Origin of the sequence: Bacteroides salyersiae WAL 10018 = DSM 18765 = JCM 12988 (genome assembly GCF_000381365.1) — a bacterium.
Classification (GTDB): Bacteria; Bacteroidota; Bacteroidia; order Bacteroidales; family Bacteroidaceae; genus Bacteroides; species Bacteroides salyersiae.
On the sequence record NZ_KB905467.1, the window covers coordinates 1274061 to 1292027 of the forward strand.

Annotated in this window: 14 protein-coding genes and 1 tRNA gene; 9 read left to right on the forward strand and 6 right to left on the reverse strand. The window is 44.0% G+C overall.

Annotation, left to right across the window (positions count from 1 at the left end; genetic code table 11):
• Positions 1-503: 503 nt before the first annotated feature.
• Positions 504-2396: a TonB-dependent receptor plug domain-containing protein gene (locus HMPREF1532_RS16630; RefSeq protein WP_005932078.1), complete on the forward strand. Its 1893-nt coding sequence runs from the start codon at positions 504-506 to the stop codon at positions 2394-2396.
• A 330-nt stretch (positions 2397-2726) separates the two neighbouring features.
• On the opposite strand, the gene HMPREF1532_RS16635 is transcribed toward HMPREF1532_RS16630, so the two are convergent.
• Positions 2727-2800, reverse strand: a tRNA-Asp gene (locus HMPREF1532_RS16635).
• A gap of 193 nt (positions 2801-2993) precedes the next feature.
• Between HMPREF1532_RS16635 and HMPREF1532_RS16640 the strand changes: the two genes are divergently transcribed.
• Entirely contained in the window at positions 2994-4310 is a 1317-nt protein-coding gene (locus HMPREF1532_RS16640; RefSeq protein ID WP_005932080.1) for an aminotransferase class I/II-fold pyridoxal phosphate-dependent enzyme, read from the forward strand.
• 71 nt (positions 4311-4381) lie between these two features.
• The gene (locus tag HMPREF1532_RS16645; RefSeq protein ID WP_005932082.1) at positions 4382-4975 is read left to right on the forward strand and encodes a YqgE/AlgH family protein; all 594 of its coding nucleotides are present in this window, start codon (positions 4382-4384) and stop codon (positions 4973-4975) included.
• 26 nt (positions 4976-5001) lie between these two features.
• Here the strand turns inward: HMPREF1532_RS16645 and HMPREF1532_RS16650 are convergent, their stop codons facing one another.
• From HMPREF1532_RS16650 to recR, 4 genes are read right to left on the reverse strand one after another with little or no spacing between them, the layout of a single operon-like run.
• Complete coding sequence (locus HMPREF1532_RS16650) at positions 5002-5553, reverse strand: GNAT family N-acetyltransferase (RefSeq protein ID WP_005932084.1); 552 nt, start codon at positions 5551-5553, stop codon at positions 5002-5004.
• Positions 5554-5562: 9 nt separating this feature from the next.
• Complete coding sequence (locus HMPREF1532_RS16655) at positions 5563-6756, reverse strand: glycosyltransferase family 2 protein (RefSeq protein ID WP_005932086.1); 1194 nt, start codon at positions 6754-6756, stop codon at positions 5563-5565.
• On the reverse strand, positions 6753-7205 hold the full coding sequence (locus HMPREF1532_RS16660; protein WP_005932088.1) for a hypothetical protein: 453 nt from the start codon (positions 7203-7205) through the stop codon (positions 6753-6755). Before HMPREF1532_RS16660 ends, HMPREF1532_RS16655 begins: the two co-directional genes overlap by 4 nt.
• Before the next feature lie 22 nt (positions 7206-7227).
• Positions 7228-7845, reverse strand: coding sequence for a recombination mediator RecR (recR, locus tag HMPREF1532_RS16665; protein ID WP_025819037.1), 618 nt, complete (start codon positions 7843-7845; stop codon positions 7228-7230).
• A 98-nt stretch (positions 7846-7943) separates the two neighbouring features.
• On the opposite strand from recR, the gene HMPREF1532_RS16670 reads away from it, so the two are divergent.
• The 3 genes from HMPREF1532_RS16670 to HMPREF1532_RS16680 are packed head-to-tail and all read left to right on the forward strand — an operon-like array spanning position 7944 to position 10616.
• A complete protein-coding gene (locus HMPREF1532_RS16670; RefSeq protein WP_005932092.1) occupies positions 7944-9419 on the forward strand; it encodes a sodium:solute symporter in 1476 nt (491 codons plus the stop codon).
• Complete coding sequence (yihA, locus tag HMPREF1532_RS16675; protein ID WP_005932094.1) at positions 9400-10005, forward strand: ribosome biogenesis GTP-binding protein YihA/YsxC; 606 nt, start codon at positions 9400-9402, stop codon at positions 10003-10005. Before HMPREF1532_RS16670 ends, yihA begins: the two co-directional genes overlap by 20 nt.
• A gap of 14 nt (positions 10006-10019) precedes the next feature.
• The gene (locus HMPREF1532_RS16680; RefSeq protein ID WP_005932096.1) at positions 10020-10616 is read left to right on the forward strand and encodes a DUF4923 family protein; all 597 of its coding nucleotides are present in this window, start codon (positions 10020-10022) and stop codon (positions 10614-10616) included.
• Positions 10617-10839: 223 nt separating this feature from the next.
• Here HMPREF1532_RS16680 and HMPREF1532_RS16685 read toward each other — a convergent pair whose 3' ends face one another.
• Positions 10840-11973 (reverse strand): aldose epimerase family protein, encoded by a 1134-nt coding sequence (locus HMPREF1532_RS16685; protein ID WP_025819036.1) that lies wholly within the window; start codon positions 11971-11973, stop codon positions 10840-10842.
• 105 nt (positions 11974-12078) lie between these two features.
• Here HMPREF1532_RS16685 and HMPREF1532_RS16690 point away from each other — a divergent pair, with 105 nt between their 5' ends.
• The 3 genes from HMPREF1532_RS16690 to HMPREF1532_RS16700 all read left to right on the forward strand — a co-directional run bounded on the left by HMPREF1532_RS16690 (position 12079) and on the right by HMPREF1532_RS16700 (position 17965).
• Entirely contained in the window at positions 12079-12471 is a 393-nt protein-coding gene (locus tag HMPREF1532_RS16690; protein WP_025819035.1) for a DUF1573 domain-containing protein, read from the forward strand.
• A 114-nt stretch (positions 12472-12585) separates the two neighbouring features.
• Positions 12586-14574, forward strand: a complete 1989-nt coding sequence (locus tag HMPREF1532_RS16695) for an OPT family oligopeptide transporter (protein WP_005932105.1) — start codon at positions 12586-12588, stop codon at positions 14572-14574.
• 163 nt (positions 14575-14737) lie between these two features.
• A complete protein-coding gene (locus tag HMPREF1532_RS16700) occupies positions 14738-17965 on the forward strand; it encodes a glycoside hydrolase family 2 TIM barrel-domain containing protein (protein ID WP_005932108.1) in 3228 nt (1075 codons plus the stop codon).
• Positions 17966-17967: the final 2 nt, after the last annotated feature.

Below are 17967 nucleotides of genomic sequence, written 5' to 3' on the forward strand. Positions count from 1 at the left end.
AAATATACTTTGTGCAGGGTGATGAAGTGAATCGGTAATCCGGGTTATCATATCCGTAATTTGTATACAAAAGACGTCTCCTTCCCTCTTGCAATTTTGTGGTATGGCAAAATGATAAAAGCAGGAGAAGTATGAATAAAGAACTACCCTGTTTTTATTCATGCGGTCAAAATCAGTAATTTGGGTAGTAATAATAGTAATTTGTCTACAAGTGGAAAGAAAAAAAGTCTCTATTTTTGCGAAGTGGAAGGTTCGGATTGAAAAACCGAATAGTAATCTTCCGGAATTTTATTCTTTTAGAGCCTGTTTAAATCGTGCTCAGTATTATTTTGAGAGTTATTTTGAGGATATTTCTTCATTTTTATGGGGAGGATAACGGTAAGCCTGACGAATGAAAATGGGAAAATAGACCGAAAACAAGCTCAAAATAAGCTGATGAAAACCTCAGAAAGGAAAATTTAGACAGATTCTTAATATTACCAGAAACACCAGAACTATTTACAATGAAAAGAAAGAAAAAGGAATCAGTCACCTTATTGGCCTGCATGTTTTTAGGTTCGTCCCTGTCTGTTTATTCACAAAATGACACCATCCATACAACTAAAAATTATAGAATAGACGAGGTGGTTGTGACGGGAACACGCAGCGAGACGGATATTCGTCATTTACCGATGACAGTTTCTGTTGTTGGCCGTAAACAGATAGAAGACAGCTATCAACCCTCTTTATTGCCGACATTGGTTCAACAAGTACCGGGATTATTCATTACCGGCAGAGGTGTAATGGGATACGGTGTATCAGACGGTGCGGCCGGAAGCATGAACTTGCGTGGAATCGGAGGAGCGGCAGGTATGCTGATTCTTATCGACGGACATCCGCAATACATGGGATTAATGGGGCATCCGATCGCTGATGCTTACCAGTCGATGCTGGCCGAACGGGTGGAAGTATTACGTGGCCCGGCTTCTGTCCTTTATGGTTCAAATGCGATGGGTGGTGTTGTCAACATTGTTACCCGAAAGATACAACAGGACGGAGTGAAAACCGGTGCCCGGATAGGTTACGGCTCTTACAACACGCTTCAGAGTGAATTTTCGAATTTTGTGAAAAAAGGGCGTTTCAGCAGCGTGGTCACAGGATCGTATAACCGGACAGACGGGCATCGGGATAATATGGAATTCGAGCAATATGGCGGTTATGCCAAATTAGGTTATGAATTCAATGATTTCTGGAATATATATGGCGATGTAAACATCACCCATTTCAATGCCTCCAATCCGGGGAAAACAAACGAACCGATGTTTGATAATGATTCCCGCATTACACGAGGAATGACTTCGTTTGCTTTACAAAACAAATATGAAAATACATCCGGAGCATTGAGTTTCTTCTACAACTGGGGACGGCATAAAATAAACGATGGATATGGTACGGGAGAAGAGCCGATCGATGACCGTTTTAATTCTAAGGACCGGATGATGGGGCTGTCATGGTATCAAAGTGCTACCCTCTTCACAGGAAACCGATTGACTCTCGGTTTTGACTATCTTCATTTTGGCGGTCATGCATGGAGTCATTATTTGAGCGATGGCCACAATGAAGACATTGCCAATAAAAATATGAATGAACTGGCCGGCTATATTGACTTTCGCCAAGCTATTGGTAATTGGTTGACCCTGGATGCCGGTATACGTGTGGATCATCATACACAAGTAGGTACAGAATGGGTACCACAAGGCGGTTTGTCTTTTCATCTGCCCGAAAATGCAGTATTGAAAGCAATGGTCGGTAAAGGTTATCGTAATCCTACTATACGCGAAATGTTTATATTTCCTCCCCAAAATCCGGACTTAAAGTCGGAAAAGTTGGTAAACTACGAATTATCATATTCACAGCATTTATGGAACGGTGCATTGGTTTACGGTGCAAACTTCTATTATATTAATGGGGATAATGTGATTATTACCGACCGCTCCACCCGTCCACCCCGTAACATCAACTCTGGCGAAATAGAGAATTGGGGGATAGAAGCGAATATTGCTTACCGGATAAACTCTTTGTGGAGCGTTTCTGCCAATTATAGCTGGCTGCATATGGAGCATCCGGTACTTGCCGCTCCTGAGCATAAACTTTATGCCGGCATCAGTTTCTCAAAAGGCAGATGGGGAATTTCTACTGATTTACAGTACATAAAAGGACTCTATACCTCAGTCGATACCGGAAGTGAGAAACAGGAGAATTTTGTATTGTGGAATCTGACCTGCAGTTACAAACTTTGTAAATTTGCCAGTCTGTTCGCTAAGGGAGAAAACCTGCTGGCACAGCGATACCAGATAAATGACGGATTCCCTATGCCGAAAGCGACTTTTATGGGTGGTGTGAATATTAATTTCTAAAAATGTCACCATAAATGCGGAAAAGGGAAAAAAGAGACCGTTTGAATGGGGAAAATTATCAACAGTTAAGCCTGTTTGTAAATTATTGATTATCAAAATATTGTGTAAGCAGTTATTTTGCCGTAGAGAATCGAGCCGTTGCTCTACGAGGAACGACTCAGAACTCTACGACAAATGGGGCGAAACTCTACGAGAAACGAATTGAATATTCATAAGATATGACAATTGGCATAAATACAAACAGAAATATTTATTCATTGTAGCAATAAAGAAAAAGCTCTGTAATTCATGAATTACAGAGCTTTTTCTTTATTTCGCTTTCTTCGAAAGCGGTCCGGACGGGACTCGAACCCGCGACCCCATGCGTGACAGGCATGTATTCTAACCAACTGAACTACCGAACCAATATCTATTTTAATTAGTCATCTCTCTCGATTGCGGATGCAAAGGTAGATATTTTTTTTATATTTGCAATAGTTTGAAAGAAAAAAAGAGAATAATTTTGTTCGGGATAACTCTCGAAAGAAAAAGATTCTACAGATAAATTAATTCTTTATCTTTGTACCACAGAAACATATTATATATAAAAGGAAAGGCATGAAAAATACACCTATCGAACGACATTTGATCGATGAAACGATTGAAGAATTTCAAATTGCGGATTTCTCTAAAGCTACCATTCGCGAAGTTAAGGCTATTGCCGTTAAAGCGGAAGCAGAATCCGGAGTCGAATTTATTAAAATGGAAATGGGAGTACCCGGTCTCCCCCCCTCGACTGTCGGTGTAAAGGCAGAAGTAGAAGCGCTACAAAAAGGAATAGCAAGTTTGTATCCGGATATCAATGGACTTCCGGAACTAAAACAGGAAGCTTCACGCTTTATCAAAGCATTTATTAATGTAGACCTGAAGCCGGAAGGATGTGTCCCCGTGACGGGTTCCATGCAGGGCACTTTTGCTTCATTCCTTACTTGCAGCCAGTGTAATGAAGAAAAAGATACGATACTCTTCATCGATCCGGGATTTCCGGTACAAAAACAGCAGCTTGTGGTGATGGGACAAAAATATGAAACATTCGATGTATATGATTTCCGTGGAGACAAGCTAAAAGAGAAACTGGAAAGTTACTTGGAAAAAGGAAATATATCTGCCATCATTTATTCTAACCCTAACAATCCAAGCTGGATTTGCCTAAGCGATAAAGAACTCAGAATTATAGGCGAGCTGGCAACCCGGTATGACGTCATTGTTTTAGAAGATCTGGCATATTTCGCAATGGATTTCCGTAAAGATCTCAGCACTCCGTTCCAAGCACCTTATCAGCCGTCTGTAGCTCACTATACCGATAATTATATATTGTTGATTTCCGGTTCCAAGGCATTCAGTTATGCAGGACAGCGTATTGGCGTCAGTTGTATTTCTGATAAATTATATCACCGCAGTTATCCCGGATTGACGAAGCGTTACGGTGGCGGTACATTCGGTACGGTATTTATTCATCGTGTTCTTTATGCCTTGTCTTCCGGTACCAGCCATTCGGCACAGTTTGCTATGGCTGCAATGCTGAAAGCGGCTAATGAAGGAAAATATAATTTCCTTGATGAAGTAAAGATATACGGAGAACGGGCGCGAAAGCTGAAAGAGATTTTCCTGCGTCATGGTTTTCATCTTGTCTATGATAAAGATTTAGGTGAACCTATTGCCGACGGTTTCTATTTTACGATTGGCTATCCGGGCATGACAAGTGGCGAGTTGGCAAAAGAATTGATGTATTATGGGGTAAGCGCGATTTCGCTTGTCACTACGGGAAGCCATCAGCAAGGATTACGGGCATGCACTTCTTTCATAAAAGATCATCAATATGTACAATTGGATGAAAGAATGAAAATTTTTAAGGAAAACCATCCCATATCATAAAAAGTACACGGAAAAGTAAAAAAAAAGAGAAGATAGTTTGTTCCTGTGAAAAAAATATTTATATTTATCGCATGAACAATATCAATGCCGACATATTCAAGATACAATCGAATAATGTATTGCCGTCACGGGGAAAGATTCTGATCTCGGAACCCTTTCTCTGTGATGCTACATTCGGTCGTTCGGTAGTACTGCTTGTCGATCATACCAGCGAAGGCAGCATGGGTCTGATAATGAACAAACAACTCCCGTTGTTAGTTAATGATGTCGTTAAAGAATTTAAGTATCTGGAAGACATCCCTTTATATAAAGGCGGGCCGATAGGAACCGATACCCTGTTCTATCTGCACACTTTATCCCAACTTCCCGGAGCGCTTCCGGTAAGTAACGGATTATATCTGAATGGAGATTTTGATGCACTGAAAAAGCACATTTTACAAGGTAATGAGATCAACGGGAAAGTAAGATTCTTTTTGGGATATTCCGGTTGGGAATGTGAACAGTTGATACAGGAGATCAAAGAAAACACTTGGATTATAGCTAAGGAAGATCCTTCTTATTTGCTTGATGGAGAAGTAAAAGATATGTGGAAAAACGCATTGGGCAAGTTAGGCAGTAAATATGAAACCTGGTCACGTTTTCCACAAGTACCTTCACTAAATTAATTCAACACTTATTTGGATAACAGCAGTTATTTGCCGCTTTCATTCAGCGTTATTTTTATGCGTTGCATCAGAGCGGCATCTTTATATCCTTCCGATGTCGAAAGCCAATCTTTCAGCAGTCCGCATTGCGCAAAACCACAGGATGCAAATAATTTCATACTGGCTTCATTCTCCGTGGCTACATGGGCATAAAGCTGATGGATTTGTAAAAAATCAAAAGCATAATCGCATAACAGGTTTAGTGCATCGGAAGCGTATCCGGCACCACGACAATCTGCATGTAAGGCTATTCCTACAGCGCCACGCGAATGTAAAGGAACAAAATCGGTTATATCGATCGTGCCGATCGTCCGGTTGTCCTCCCGGCGGATAATCATAAGGCGCAACTGCTTATCGGCGAACATATCGCTTTGAGAGCCCTCAATGTACTGGCGCAGCACATAACGGGAATACGGTACGGTGAAACTACTGATATCCCACATGGACGGATCGTTTTCCATTTCATACATTACGTCAATATCTTCCGGTTCGACTGCGCGAAGGTAAATACGGTCGTTTATTAAATAAGATTGTTTCATGTTGTCTACTTATACATAGTTTCTTTCAGGAGTTACCAATACGCGGCTTTTCGGATTATAAATACCTAACAAAAGCTTTTCCTCCTGACTTTGGGATAGTAAAGAGAGTATTGCAGAATAAGAAAAGACGCTGCTATCATACACCACATGTGTGAAACCGTCAAAATTCTCTTTCTGCAAAAGATTATGGCCTGCAACAGTCGATCTTTCATTTGAAATCACATAATGATGGGATTCGTTTAATTGATTCGATTGACAAATAGCGCGGATGCTGTACATATTTTTTTCACTGGAAAATATAAGAAAGCGGGGTTCACATTTTCCTCTATCGACGTATAAAGCCGGTACATGCTTTTTTATGAAAACGATGCTTAGCTTCAGCCAAGTTTGCAGTTTAATACCTGCCCGTACCATCCAACGGTATAATAATGGATAATGTGTACCATGTTTGCAGAAGAATATATCCATCGCTCCGTAGAATACGCGTACATACCGATAAGACTCTTTCGATGTACTCTCTCCCTTGTAATGTAAAATAGGATACGGCAGATAATAGTTTTTGTATCCAGCTTCGGTTATGCGACAGGATAAATCAATGTCTTCACCGTACATGAAGAAATCTTCATCGAGTAAACCGGAACTGTTTAGAGCTTTTCTGCGAAGCATCATATAGGCTCCGGCCAATACGGGGACCGAATGAACGGCGTTCTCGTCCAGACGGGAAAGATAATACCCGTCAAAACGAGGGTTATCAGGAAATATGCGATGCATGCCCGTAAGTTTCCAAAAAGAAGTTGCCGGAGACGGATATCCCCTTTTTGATTCCGGCAAGAAATGTCCATCCGGTGCAAGCATTTTCACGCCACAGGCACCTGCGTCGGGGTGGGTATCCATAAACTCAAGCACTTCAGTGATATTTGTTTCCGGAAGCAGCGTATCGGGATTTAATAACAGTACATATTCTCCCCGGGCTTTCTCCATAGCTTGGTTATTGGCACAGGCAAAGCCTACATTCCTTTTATTGTAGATATAGGTCAGCTGGGGAAAACGTTCGGCGATGTATTCCGGAGAACCGTCGGTAGAAGCGTTGTCTACCACTATTACTTCTGTCGGGATGTTTTCTACGGCCCGGTAAAGAGATAGAAGACATTGCTCCAGATAATACTTTACGTTATAATTAACAATGACAACTGTGAGCTTCATTCTTCTTTATTTATATGGAGTTCATTACGGAGTCGTTTTTCACTGGGCAGACAAAAAAACGAAGCGGTCAGAGCGCATAAAGCGCAAAGGGCACCGGTACTGTTTAGTGTCATATAATAACACAGAAGATTATAGACAACTACGATAGCAAGCAGTCCCAAACGTATGTGACTCCACACTGCATAACGACTGAGAGCCACCGGAAAAGTAAGATTGTCAATCTTGCGTGTCAATACGAGAGAAAATAATTTCATGGAAAAGGGAATATTGATCGCAGTAAGCAAAATCCCTATCGTCTCAAGATAATAGGAGGTTCGCGCATCATCGGCAAAAAGGCCGACAGGCAAGAGTTCTGTTTCACCGCCAACTACCAGTAATATGGCAACTGCCCAGAAAATGACATAAACGATTCTCTGGCTTTTCGCAATGTGTTTTATTTGTTCTTCCATCTAAATGATTTTCTTAGCTTAATTATACGGTTCCGGTAAATACCGTCCGGTTAACAATACTCCTGCCCAATGTCACCTCGTCGGTGTACTCCAATTCATCGCCTATGGAGACACCACGGGCCAAGACACTGAGTTTGACACCCATCTTCTCCAGCTTGCGATAAATGTAAAAGTTGGTCGTATCTCCTTCCATCGTGGTACTCAAAGCCAATATCACCTCTTTTATTCCACCTTCCGCTACCCGTTGCACCAGACTGTCTATCTGCAGGTCGCTCGGCCCTACCCCATCCATCGGAGAAATGACGCCGCCCAACACATGATACAGTCCGCGAAATTGCTGGGTGCCTTCTACTGCCATTACATCGCGGATGTTTTCTACTACGCAAACCGTGGAAGCGTCACGGGCGGGATTCGCACAGATCTGACAGGTGTCGGTATCGGATATATTATGACATACGCGGCAATATTTCACTTCGTGTTTCAGGGTGATAATGGAATTTCCAAAAGCTTCGACCGTGGCATTATCTTGCCGTAACAGATGCAGTACCAGCCGCATAGCGGTTTTTCGTCCGATTCCGGGAAGTTTGGAGAATTCTCCGACAGCCTTTTCAAGCAGGACGGATGGATATTGTTGGTTCATATATATTTCTAACTCGGTTCTATAATTCTGCGCAAATATACTCATTGATTTACAGATAGAAAATAAATTGCAAAATAAATCGTACCTTTGCGCCCGTTATGAGGATACTGGTCACTATTATCTGCTATTTTGCAGTACTGCTTTTGATTGCCCGGCTCACCGGAAAAGGAAAGAAAAGCAGTTCGGATGCTGCATTCTTCCGGGGAGAGAACCGGTCGCCGTGGTACATCGTTTCCTTCGGAATGATTGGCGCCAGCATATCGGGAGTGACATTTGTTTCCGTGCCGGGGATGGTGCGAAGTATGGATATGACATATATGCAAACTGTCTTCGGATTCTTTTTCGGTTATCTGGTGGTGGCGCACGTGCTGCTTCCGATGTACTACCGGCTCAATCTGACAAGTATTTACAGTTATCTCGGCACTCGGATCGGTGTGCAGACTTACCGTACAGGCGCTTTCTTTTTTCTGCTTTCGCGAATGCTCGGTACGGCTGCCAAACTCTATTTGGTTTGCCTTATTCTCCACACGTATGTATTCGGGCATATGGGCATACCTTTCTGGGCTATTGCTGCCGGTTCGGTGGCGCTGGTATGGGTTTATACACACAAGAGTGGTATCAAAACCATTGTCTGGACAGACACGTTGCAGACATTCTGCCTGATAGCGGCATTGATTTCCATTATTTATTTTACGATACAGAAGCTGGATACGGGAGATGGAGGAATAATGACGATGATCGGTAATAGCCCGCACAGCCGCGTATTCGTTTTTGATGACTGGATGTCGCGGCAGAATTTCTTCAAGCAATTTCTAAGCGGTATTTTCATCGTGATCGTGATGACGGGGCTGGATCAGGATATGATGCAGAAGAATCTCTCTTGCAAGAATCTACGCGAAGCACAGAAGAACATGTATTGCTACGGATTCTCTTTCATCCCGCTAAATCTTCTGTTTCTATGTTTGGGCATACTGTTGCTGACACTGGCCGGACAAATGAATTTAGCGCTTCCCGAGGTGAACGATGATATCCTTCCCTTGTTCGCCACTCAAGGCTATTTAGGGCAAACCGTACTTGTATTATTTACCATCGGCATCATTGCGGCGGCATTCAGTAATTCCGATTCTGCACTGACGGCTATGACCACCAGCGTATGTGTGGATTTACTCAGAACGGATAGGGATGTCGAAGAGGTCGCGCTCCGCCGTCGCGGGAAAGTACATATCACCTTATCCGTCATACTCGTTTTTTTCATCTGTCTGGTAGAAGCACTGAACAGTAAAAGTGTGATCGATGCTATCTATATAATTGCTTCCTACACTTACGGCCCGTTGTTGGGTATGTTTGCTTTCGGGCTGTTCACCCGGCGTAGGACGCGGGATCGCTGGGTGCCTCTTATTGCGGTGGCTTCTCCGATACTATGTTATGCGCTCGACCGCTTCGTAATGCAGAGTTATGGATATAAGTTCGGCTATGAGTTGCTTATGCTAAACGGAATGCTTACTTTTGCAGGGATGTACGCTTTATCTTCAAAAGAATTAAAAAACAAAGAACATGGAAATATCAAATGCTGAATTTATCATCAGTAACACGGATGTGAAGAAATGTCCGGCCGGACGCCTTCCCGAATATGCTTTTATCGGCCGTTCGAATGTGGGCAAATCCAGCCTTATCAATATGTTGACCGGCCGTAAGGGGCTTGCCATGACATCGGCTACTCCCGGGAAAACGATGCTTATCAATCATTTTCTTATCAACAACGGCTGGTACATCGTCGACCTTCCGGGTTACGGCTATGCCCGTCGCGGCATGAAAGGTCAGGATCAGATACGTACCATCATCGAAGATTATATTCTGGAACGGGAACAGATGACTAATCTTTTCCTTTTGATAGACTCCCGGCTGGAACCGCAAAAGATCGACTTGGAGTTTATGGAATGGCTGGGTGAAAACGGAATACCTTTCTCTATCATATTCACAAAGGCCGACAAACTGAAAGGCGGACGATTGAAAATGAACATCAATGCCTATCTGCGGGAACTGCACAAGCAGTGGGAAGAACTCCCCCCCTATTTTGTTTCGTCGTCGGAAGACCGGACGGGGCGTGAGGAAATATTAGATTATATCGAAAGCATTAATAAGGATATTAATTCAAAATAAATTAATAAGAAACAATGAAGAAGTATGTTTTATCATTAGCAATCGTGTCGGCTTTATTGTTTGTAACAACAAACATCCAGGCGCAATCATGGGCCGATTTATTTAAAAAAGAAAACATCGAGAAAGTAGTGAATGCCGTAACCGGTAACAACGCGATAGATATGACCGGTACATGGACTTACTCGGGTTCGGCCATAGAGTTTGAATCGGACAATCTCCTGCAAAAAGCCGGTGGTGCGGCTGCCGCTTCTCTTGCCGAGAACAAATTGAACGAGCAACTTGCCAAAGTCGGCATTAAAGACGGACAGGTAAGTTTTACTTTCAATGCGGACAGCACTTTTACAAGCACCGTAGGAAAACGCACGATGAACGGAACGTATTCCTATGATACTTCCGACAAGACGGTACACCTGAAGTATTTCAGATTGTTGAACCTGAACGCTAAAGTAAACTGTACGAGTAGCAGCATGGAGTTATTGTTCAATTCGGATAAATTACTGAAATTGATATCTTTCATATCCAGTAAAAGTAGTAATACGACTCTGAATGCCATCAGCTCATTGGCTGATAGTTACGATGGAATGATGTTAGGCTTTGAATTGAAAAAATAGAAAAATGGGCAATAATGGAAAATGCCGGTTGCATCCGAATGAAATGCAACCGGCATTTTTTTTAAGTCTTCCGGTATATCGGGATCGATTTCTCTTACATTAATTATATGGAACCGGTTTTCACAAGCACCGGGATCAGTGTCCGTAAGCACCGGTAACAACGCTCTTAAGCACCCTGCTTATATTATCTCCTTCCGGTGCTTACCCCCGGCAAGGACGCTTGTTATTTTTCGATGCCGAAACGATAGGTACAACGGCTCTTATAATTTTCGCCCGGCCGAAGTACGGTCGACGGGAACTGCGGCTTGTTAGGGCTATCCGCAAAATGCTGCGTTTCCATGCATATAGCACTTCTTTTTTGATAGGCAATGCCTTTTTTCCCCACCATTGCGCCGCGCAATCCATTAGCTGTATATATTTGTAATCCAGGCTCGTTTGTATATATTTCCATTGTACGCCCACTTTTAAAATCAATCAGGCGGGCTGCCAATTTCGTGTCATCCCCATCCGTATTCAGCACCCAATTGTGGTCATAACCTTTCACGATATTGAGTTGCATGACATCTTCATCGATCCGTTCGCCAATCACATGCGGTGTGGTAAAATCAAACGGGGTTCCGGCTACCGGTAAGATCTCTCCGGTCACACATTTCAGCGAATCATAGGGTGTATACATATCCGCATTGATATAAAGCGACTGGTCCTCTACTGTCGTATTGAAGTCACCGGAAATATTAAAGAAGGAATGATGAGACAAATTGATGACAGTCGGCTTATCCGTTTCAGCTTCATAATGAATATCCAGTTCATTGTCTTTTGTCAATACAAAAATAACGTGTACTCTCAGGTTTCCGGGGAAGCCGTTTTCTCCATCGGGAGAGAAAAGGGACAATTTCAATGCATTTTCATCCAATTGTTCCGCCTGCCATATTTTGGAAGCAAACCCCGGATCCCCACCGTGGGCACAATGTATATCCGTATTCGGCACCAGATGATAAGTAACCGAATCCAGCGTAAACGTTGAATTCACTATCCTGCCGATATACCTCCCGATAGTCGCCCCGAAATTCTGTTTTGTTGCCAGATAATCGGCAATCGTAGGATAACCACACACGATATCCTCCATTTTCCCATTTCTGTCCGGAACCATCAGTGAGACCACACGCCCACCGTAGTTCGTAATACAGGCTTCCATCCCGTTCTCATTTCTAAGTACATACAAGTCTGTCAATTGCCCGTCCACTTCTGTCTGAAAATCGCGTATGTTCAGTCCGGAAAGTGTCATTTCTTTTTCCTTTTTACAGGAAACGCATACCAATAATGCGAAAGCCGTTAAAATGATATCCCTTACGTTCATTGTTATTGTTTGTCTCTTTTTTAATACTATTTCGCAAAGATACAGTATTATTTCTAAAAAAAAGCTTTACCTTTGTCTTTCGTAAACAATAAAAAGGAAATAAGTATGAAAAAGATATTATTTTTCGCAGTAATGTTAGTGATGGGGATAAGCTATGCGTCTGCGCAGTCGGCCCAAATCAAGTTTGACAAAACGACCCATGACTTCGGGACATTCTCTGAAAACAGTCCGGTGGTAACTTGTGTATTTACTTTCACTAATATCGGTGACGCTCCTTTGGTGATTCATCAGGCAGTAGCATCCTGCGGATGTACGGTGCCCGATTATACAAAAGAACCGATTCTTCCCGGAAAGACAGGTACTATTAAGGTAACTTACAACGGGACAGGTAAATATCCGGGACACTTCAAAAAATCAATAACCCTTCGCACGAATGCCAAAACGGAAATGATGCGTTTGTATATCGAAGGCAATATGACAGCCAAAGATGCCAAATAATAAGAAATAGATAACAAGAGTTAAGGAGAATCTTTCGATTCTCCTTTTTTTTTGCTTTCTTTGATGCTTATTTACAAAGAACACAATAACACATTAAAATTTTATATGTAAGGTATGAAACAAGAAGAAGACAAATTCACCGGCTTGCCCGAAAACGCGTTCAGGGAATTGAAGCCGGGCGAAGTGTACAATCCACTGATGAGTCCCGGAAAGAATTATCCGGAAGTAAACGTATGGTCGGTAACCTGGGGTATCGCCATGGCCATCCTCTTTTCGGCGGCGGCCGCCTATTTGGGATTGAAAGTCGGCCAGGTATTCGAAGCCGCCATTCCTATTGCCATTATAGCGGTAGGTGTTTCGGGAGCGGCCAAACGCAAGAATGCATTGGGAGAAAATGTGATCATCCAGTCCATCGGGGCCTGTTCGGGAGTAATCGTGGCCGGAGCTATCTTTACCCTTCCTGCCCTGTACATCCTGCAGGCGAAATATCCGGAGATGACCGTTACCTTTATGCAAGTATTCATCAGTTCTCTTTTAGGAGGTGTCTTGGGTATTCTGTTTCTTATACCTTTCCGTAAATATTTCGTAAGCGATATGCACGGTAAATATCCCTTTCCGGAGGCTACGGCAACAACACAGGTGCTTATATCCGGAGAGAAAGGCGGCAGTCAGGCAAAGCCGTTGCTTATGGCCGGCATTATCGGTGGTTTGTATGACTTTGTCGTTGCCACTTTCGGTTGGTGGAACGAGAACTTTACCACCCGTGTGTGCAGTGCCGGCGAGATGCTGGCAGAAAAAGCCAAATTGGTATTTAAAGTAAATACAGGGGCTGCCGTACTGGGTTTGGGGTATATTGTCGGATTGAAATATGCTTCCATCATTTGTGCCGGTTCGTTGGCGGTATGGTGGATTATCGTTCCGGGGATGTCTATGTTCTGGGGAGACAGCGTGCTGAATGCATGGAATCCCGAAATCACGAGTACTGTGGGGATGATGAGTCCTGAAGAGATCTTCAAATATTATGCGAAAAGTATCGGCATCGGTGGTATCGCGATGGCCGGTGTGATCGGGATTATCAAGTCATGGAGCATCATCAAGAGTGCCGTAGGATTGGCTGCCAAAGAGATGGGCGGCAAAGGAAACGTAGAGAAAAATATGCTCCGCACGCAGCGTGACTTATCCATGAAAATTATCGCTATCGGTTCCATCATCACGCTGGTTCTGATATTCTTATTCTTCTATTTTGATGTAATGCAGGGCAACCTGATACATACATTGGTAGCTATCGTTCTGGTGGCGGGCATTTCGTTCCTCTTTACTACAGTGGCTGCCAATGCCATCGCTATTGTCGGTACCAATCCGGTATCGGGCATGACGCTGATGACGTTGATTTTAGCTTCTGTCGTGATGGTAGCTGTCGGGCTGAAAGGCCCTTCGGGCATGGTAGCGGCTTTGGTTATGGGTGGCGTGGTCTGTACGGCATTATCCATGGCCGGCGGTTTTATCACCGACTTGAAAATTGGTTACTGGTTAGGTAGTACTCCTGCCAAACAGGAAACGTGGAAATTCCTCGGAACAATCGTTTCTGCCGCTACCGTAGGCGGAGTAATGATTATCCTCAACAAAACATATGGCTTCACCAGTGGAGCACTGGCTGCACCGCAGGCAAATGCAATGGCAGCCGTTATCGAACCGTTGATGAGCGGTGTAGGTGCGCCGTGGCTGCTTTATGGTATCGGCGCTATACTGGCCATTATACTTACTTGTTTCAAAGTTCCTGCGCTCGCCTTTGCATTGGGTATGTTCATTCCGCTTGAATTGAATGTTCCTTTGGTAGTGGGTGGAGCTGTCAATTGGTATGTGACAAGCCGCAGCAAAGATGCTTCATTAAATACCGAACGCGGAGAAAAGGGTACTTTGCTTGCTTCCGGTTTCATTGCCGGCGGCGCTTTGATGGGTGTGATCAGTGCAGCCATGCGTTTCGGAGGAGTCAATCTCGTAAACGATACCTGGCTAAACAACACTTGGTCGCAGGTATTGGCCCTCGGTGCCTATGCTTTGCTGATTCTTTACTTTATCAAGGCTTCGATGAAAGTAAAATGATAAATAATGCGGCAATGTGCCAATATGCCAATGTGCCGATTGGCTGCGTTATCCTGCCGGATGGCAATCATGTATTGGTGTATTGACACGTTGGAATGTGGATGCATTTACGTATCGATATTGACATATCAACCATTGTTCTAACTTAATAAAACCCGTCTTCATGAAAAACCTATTAACGGTTGCATGTCTTGTAATACTCCCTCTGACTTCTATCGCTCAGGGGGAGCGTTATAAACAGATAACCGATCCCCAACTGACAAGTATACGCAAAGAAGCCCCCTGCAGTAGCTTTACATCGTATACGAACGAGAAAGATGCTGCCGTAAACAACCGGAAAGACGGAACTTTCCGCCTCTCGTTAAACGGCAAATGGAAATTCAACTATGTAGACAGTTTCTCAACCCGCCCGACGGACTTCATGCTTCCGGAAAAGAATGTAAGTGACTGGGCAGACATCCAGGTACCCGGAAACTGGGAGCGGCAAGGCTTCGGAATTCCTATCTATGTGAACACGTCTTATGAATTCTGCTCACCGGGATATGCCCCGTATTGGGATCGGCCCAATCCTCCGTATGTACCCGAGGAATGGAATCCGACAGGAACCTACCGGCGTGATTTTACGCTTCCTGCCGATTGGAATGGAAAAGAGATTTTTCTCAGTGCCGACGGAACTAAAGGAGCTGCATTTTTTTATCTGAACGGACAGTTCGCAGGAATGAGTAAAGATGCCAAGACTCCTGCCCGCTTCAATATCACCCAATTTGTGAAACCGGGTAAAAACGTGATTGCCGTGCAAGTTCATCGTTTCTCGGATGCCAATTATCTGGAATGCCAGGACTTCTGGCGTTTGAGCGGATTCGAAAGGGAGGTTTATCTTTATGCACAACCCAAGCTCCGGATTGCAGATTTCAAAGTAGAGAGCCCACTGGATGCCGATTATAAAGACGGCATACTGAAACTCAAGGTGAAGGTGGCCGATAGCGGCAAGCCGGTATCGACTTCTTACGTCCTTTCTTATAAGCTTCTCGACAAAGACGGAAAGCAGGTAGCGACTTCGGATTATGCAGTGGAAGCAATGCCGGTTTCCGCTCCTTCTCAAAGTACAAATGAATTTATTTTTGATGACAATATCATCAGGAACCCGAAACAATGGACTGCCGAAACTCCTTATCTGTATACTCTCATTATCAGTTTAAGAGAACCGGAAAACGGAGAAGTACTCGAAGCCACCAGTGTAAAAGTAGGATTCCGTACTGTAGAAATGAAGAATCATCAGCTATGCGTCAACGGCAAGCCTATTCTGGTAAAAGGTGTCAACGTACATGAGCACAATGAGTACACCGGACATTATGTTACGGAAGAACTGATGCTGAAAGATTTCGAACTTTGGAAAAAATACAATGTAAATACTGTGCGTACTTGCCATTACCCTCAACAGGAACGCTTCTATGAGCTATGTGATGAATACGGTATGTATGTGATCGATGAAGCCAATATCGAATCTCACGGAATGGGATATAACCGTGAAGTAGGCGGTACACTTGCCAACAATCCGTTATTCATGGATGCACACGTGGCGCGCACTGTCAACATGTACGAGCGCGATAAGAACCATCCCTCCGTCATCGTATGGTCATTAGGGAATGAGGCCGGAAACGGAGTGAACTTCTACAAGACTTACAGCTTGCTGAAAGAGCTGGACAGCCGCCCCGTACAGTACGAACAAGCCCACTTGGAATGGAATACGGATATTTGTTGCCCGATGTACTCCCGCCCTGCCGATATCGAAAAGTACGCAAAGAATCCCAAACATACCCGTCCGCTTATTCTGTGCGAATATGCACACGCAATGGGTAACAGTTTAGGCAATTTCCAGGAATACTGGGATATTATCGAGAAATACCCTCTTCTGCAAGGTGGTTGCATCTGGGATTGGGTGGATCAGGGATTTGCCGAGAAAACGGCAGATGGCCGCAAGTATTGGACGTATGGCGGCGATTACGGTGCAACCGGTACTCCATCCGACGGTGATTTCTGCATCAACGGCGTTGTCTATCCCGACCGTTCGGTAAAACCGCAAACCACGGAAATGGGCAAGGTATATCAGAATATCAAGTTCGTCAATTTCAAGAAAGAAGCCGGAACGGTAGATGTGCGCAATGATTTTAGTTTTACCAATCTGGATAAATACGATTACCACTACATCATCCGCGATCATGGAAAAGAAATCTATACCGACAAGTTCCGTGCAAGCGGTGCTCCGGGCGAAACCGTCACGGTACAACTGAAAGGTATTCCGCAAGAACAGACGAATACCGGAGATGTACGCATTGAGTTCTACGCTACTGTGCGTACGCCCGAACCCTTCCTTCCGGCAGGCACTGTGATAGCCCGCGAACAGAACTACATCTACACTTTCCATAAGGACAATGCTGCTTTGCAAGCAGCTGCCCCCGTGAAGGAAACAGAGACGCAAGCCATTTATTCCGGCAAAAACTTCAAAGCGGTATTCGACAAGAAGAGCGGCATGCTGGTTTCTTACAAATATAACGGAATGGAGTATATACTCAGCGGACAAGGATTGCATCCTAACTTCTGGCGTGCACCGATCGACAATGATTATGGTGCCGGATTACCACATAAATTAGGAGTGTGGAAAGAAGTCAGCTATGGAGAAGTGACGGCTGCTGTCTTTAATGCCCGAAACGGTGAAGTAACCTGTTCTTACAAATTCCCGAAAGCGGATGCAAGTTGGGACATCACCTACAAGATATATGCCGACGGAGTGATCAAAGTAAACAACCGGTTTGTGGCAGCGAATGAAAAGACTCCGATGATACCGCGTATCGGTTTACGTATGCAAATGCCGGAAACATTCACAACATTGACTTACTACGGACGTGGTCCGGAAGAAAACTATCGCGACCGTCGCACTTCTCAGTTCTTCGGAGAATATTCGCTACCGATCAAAGACATGTATGAACCTTACATCCGTCCGCAGGAAAACAATCACCGTACAGACATCTATTGGTGTGCTTTCACCAACAAATCCGGTGCCGGTCTGTTACTCGTTGCCGACCGTACGTTCGAATTGAACGCTTCGAACCATCCGCTCGAAACTCTTGACAGTGGAGATGACCTGCACAACGCAGCACCGCGCACAGCCGAAACAGACCATCGCCACCTCACCGATCCGAAACCGGAAAAGGTGGTAGATGTATTTGTGGACTACCGGATGATGGGTATTGGCGGAGACAATAGCTGGGGTGCCCTGCCACACGAACCTTATCTGATACGTACCGGTAGCGGGAATGCCATAGAATATGGTTTCACGCTGGTTCCATTTGGGCGCAAGGTTGATTTTAGAAACTTAATTTATCAATATTAATA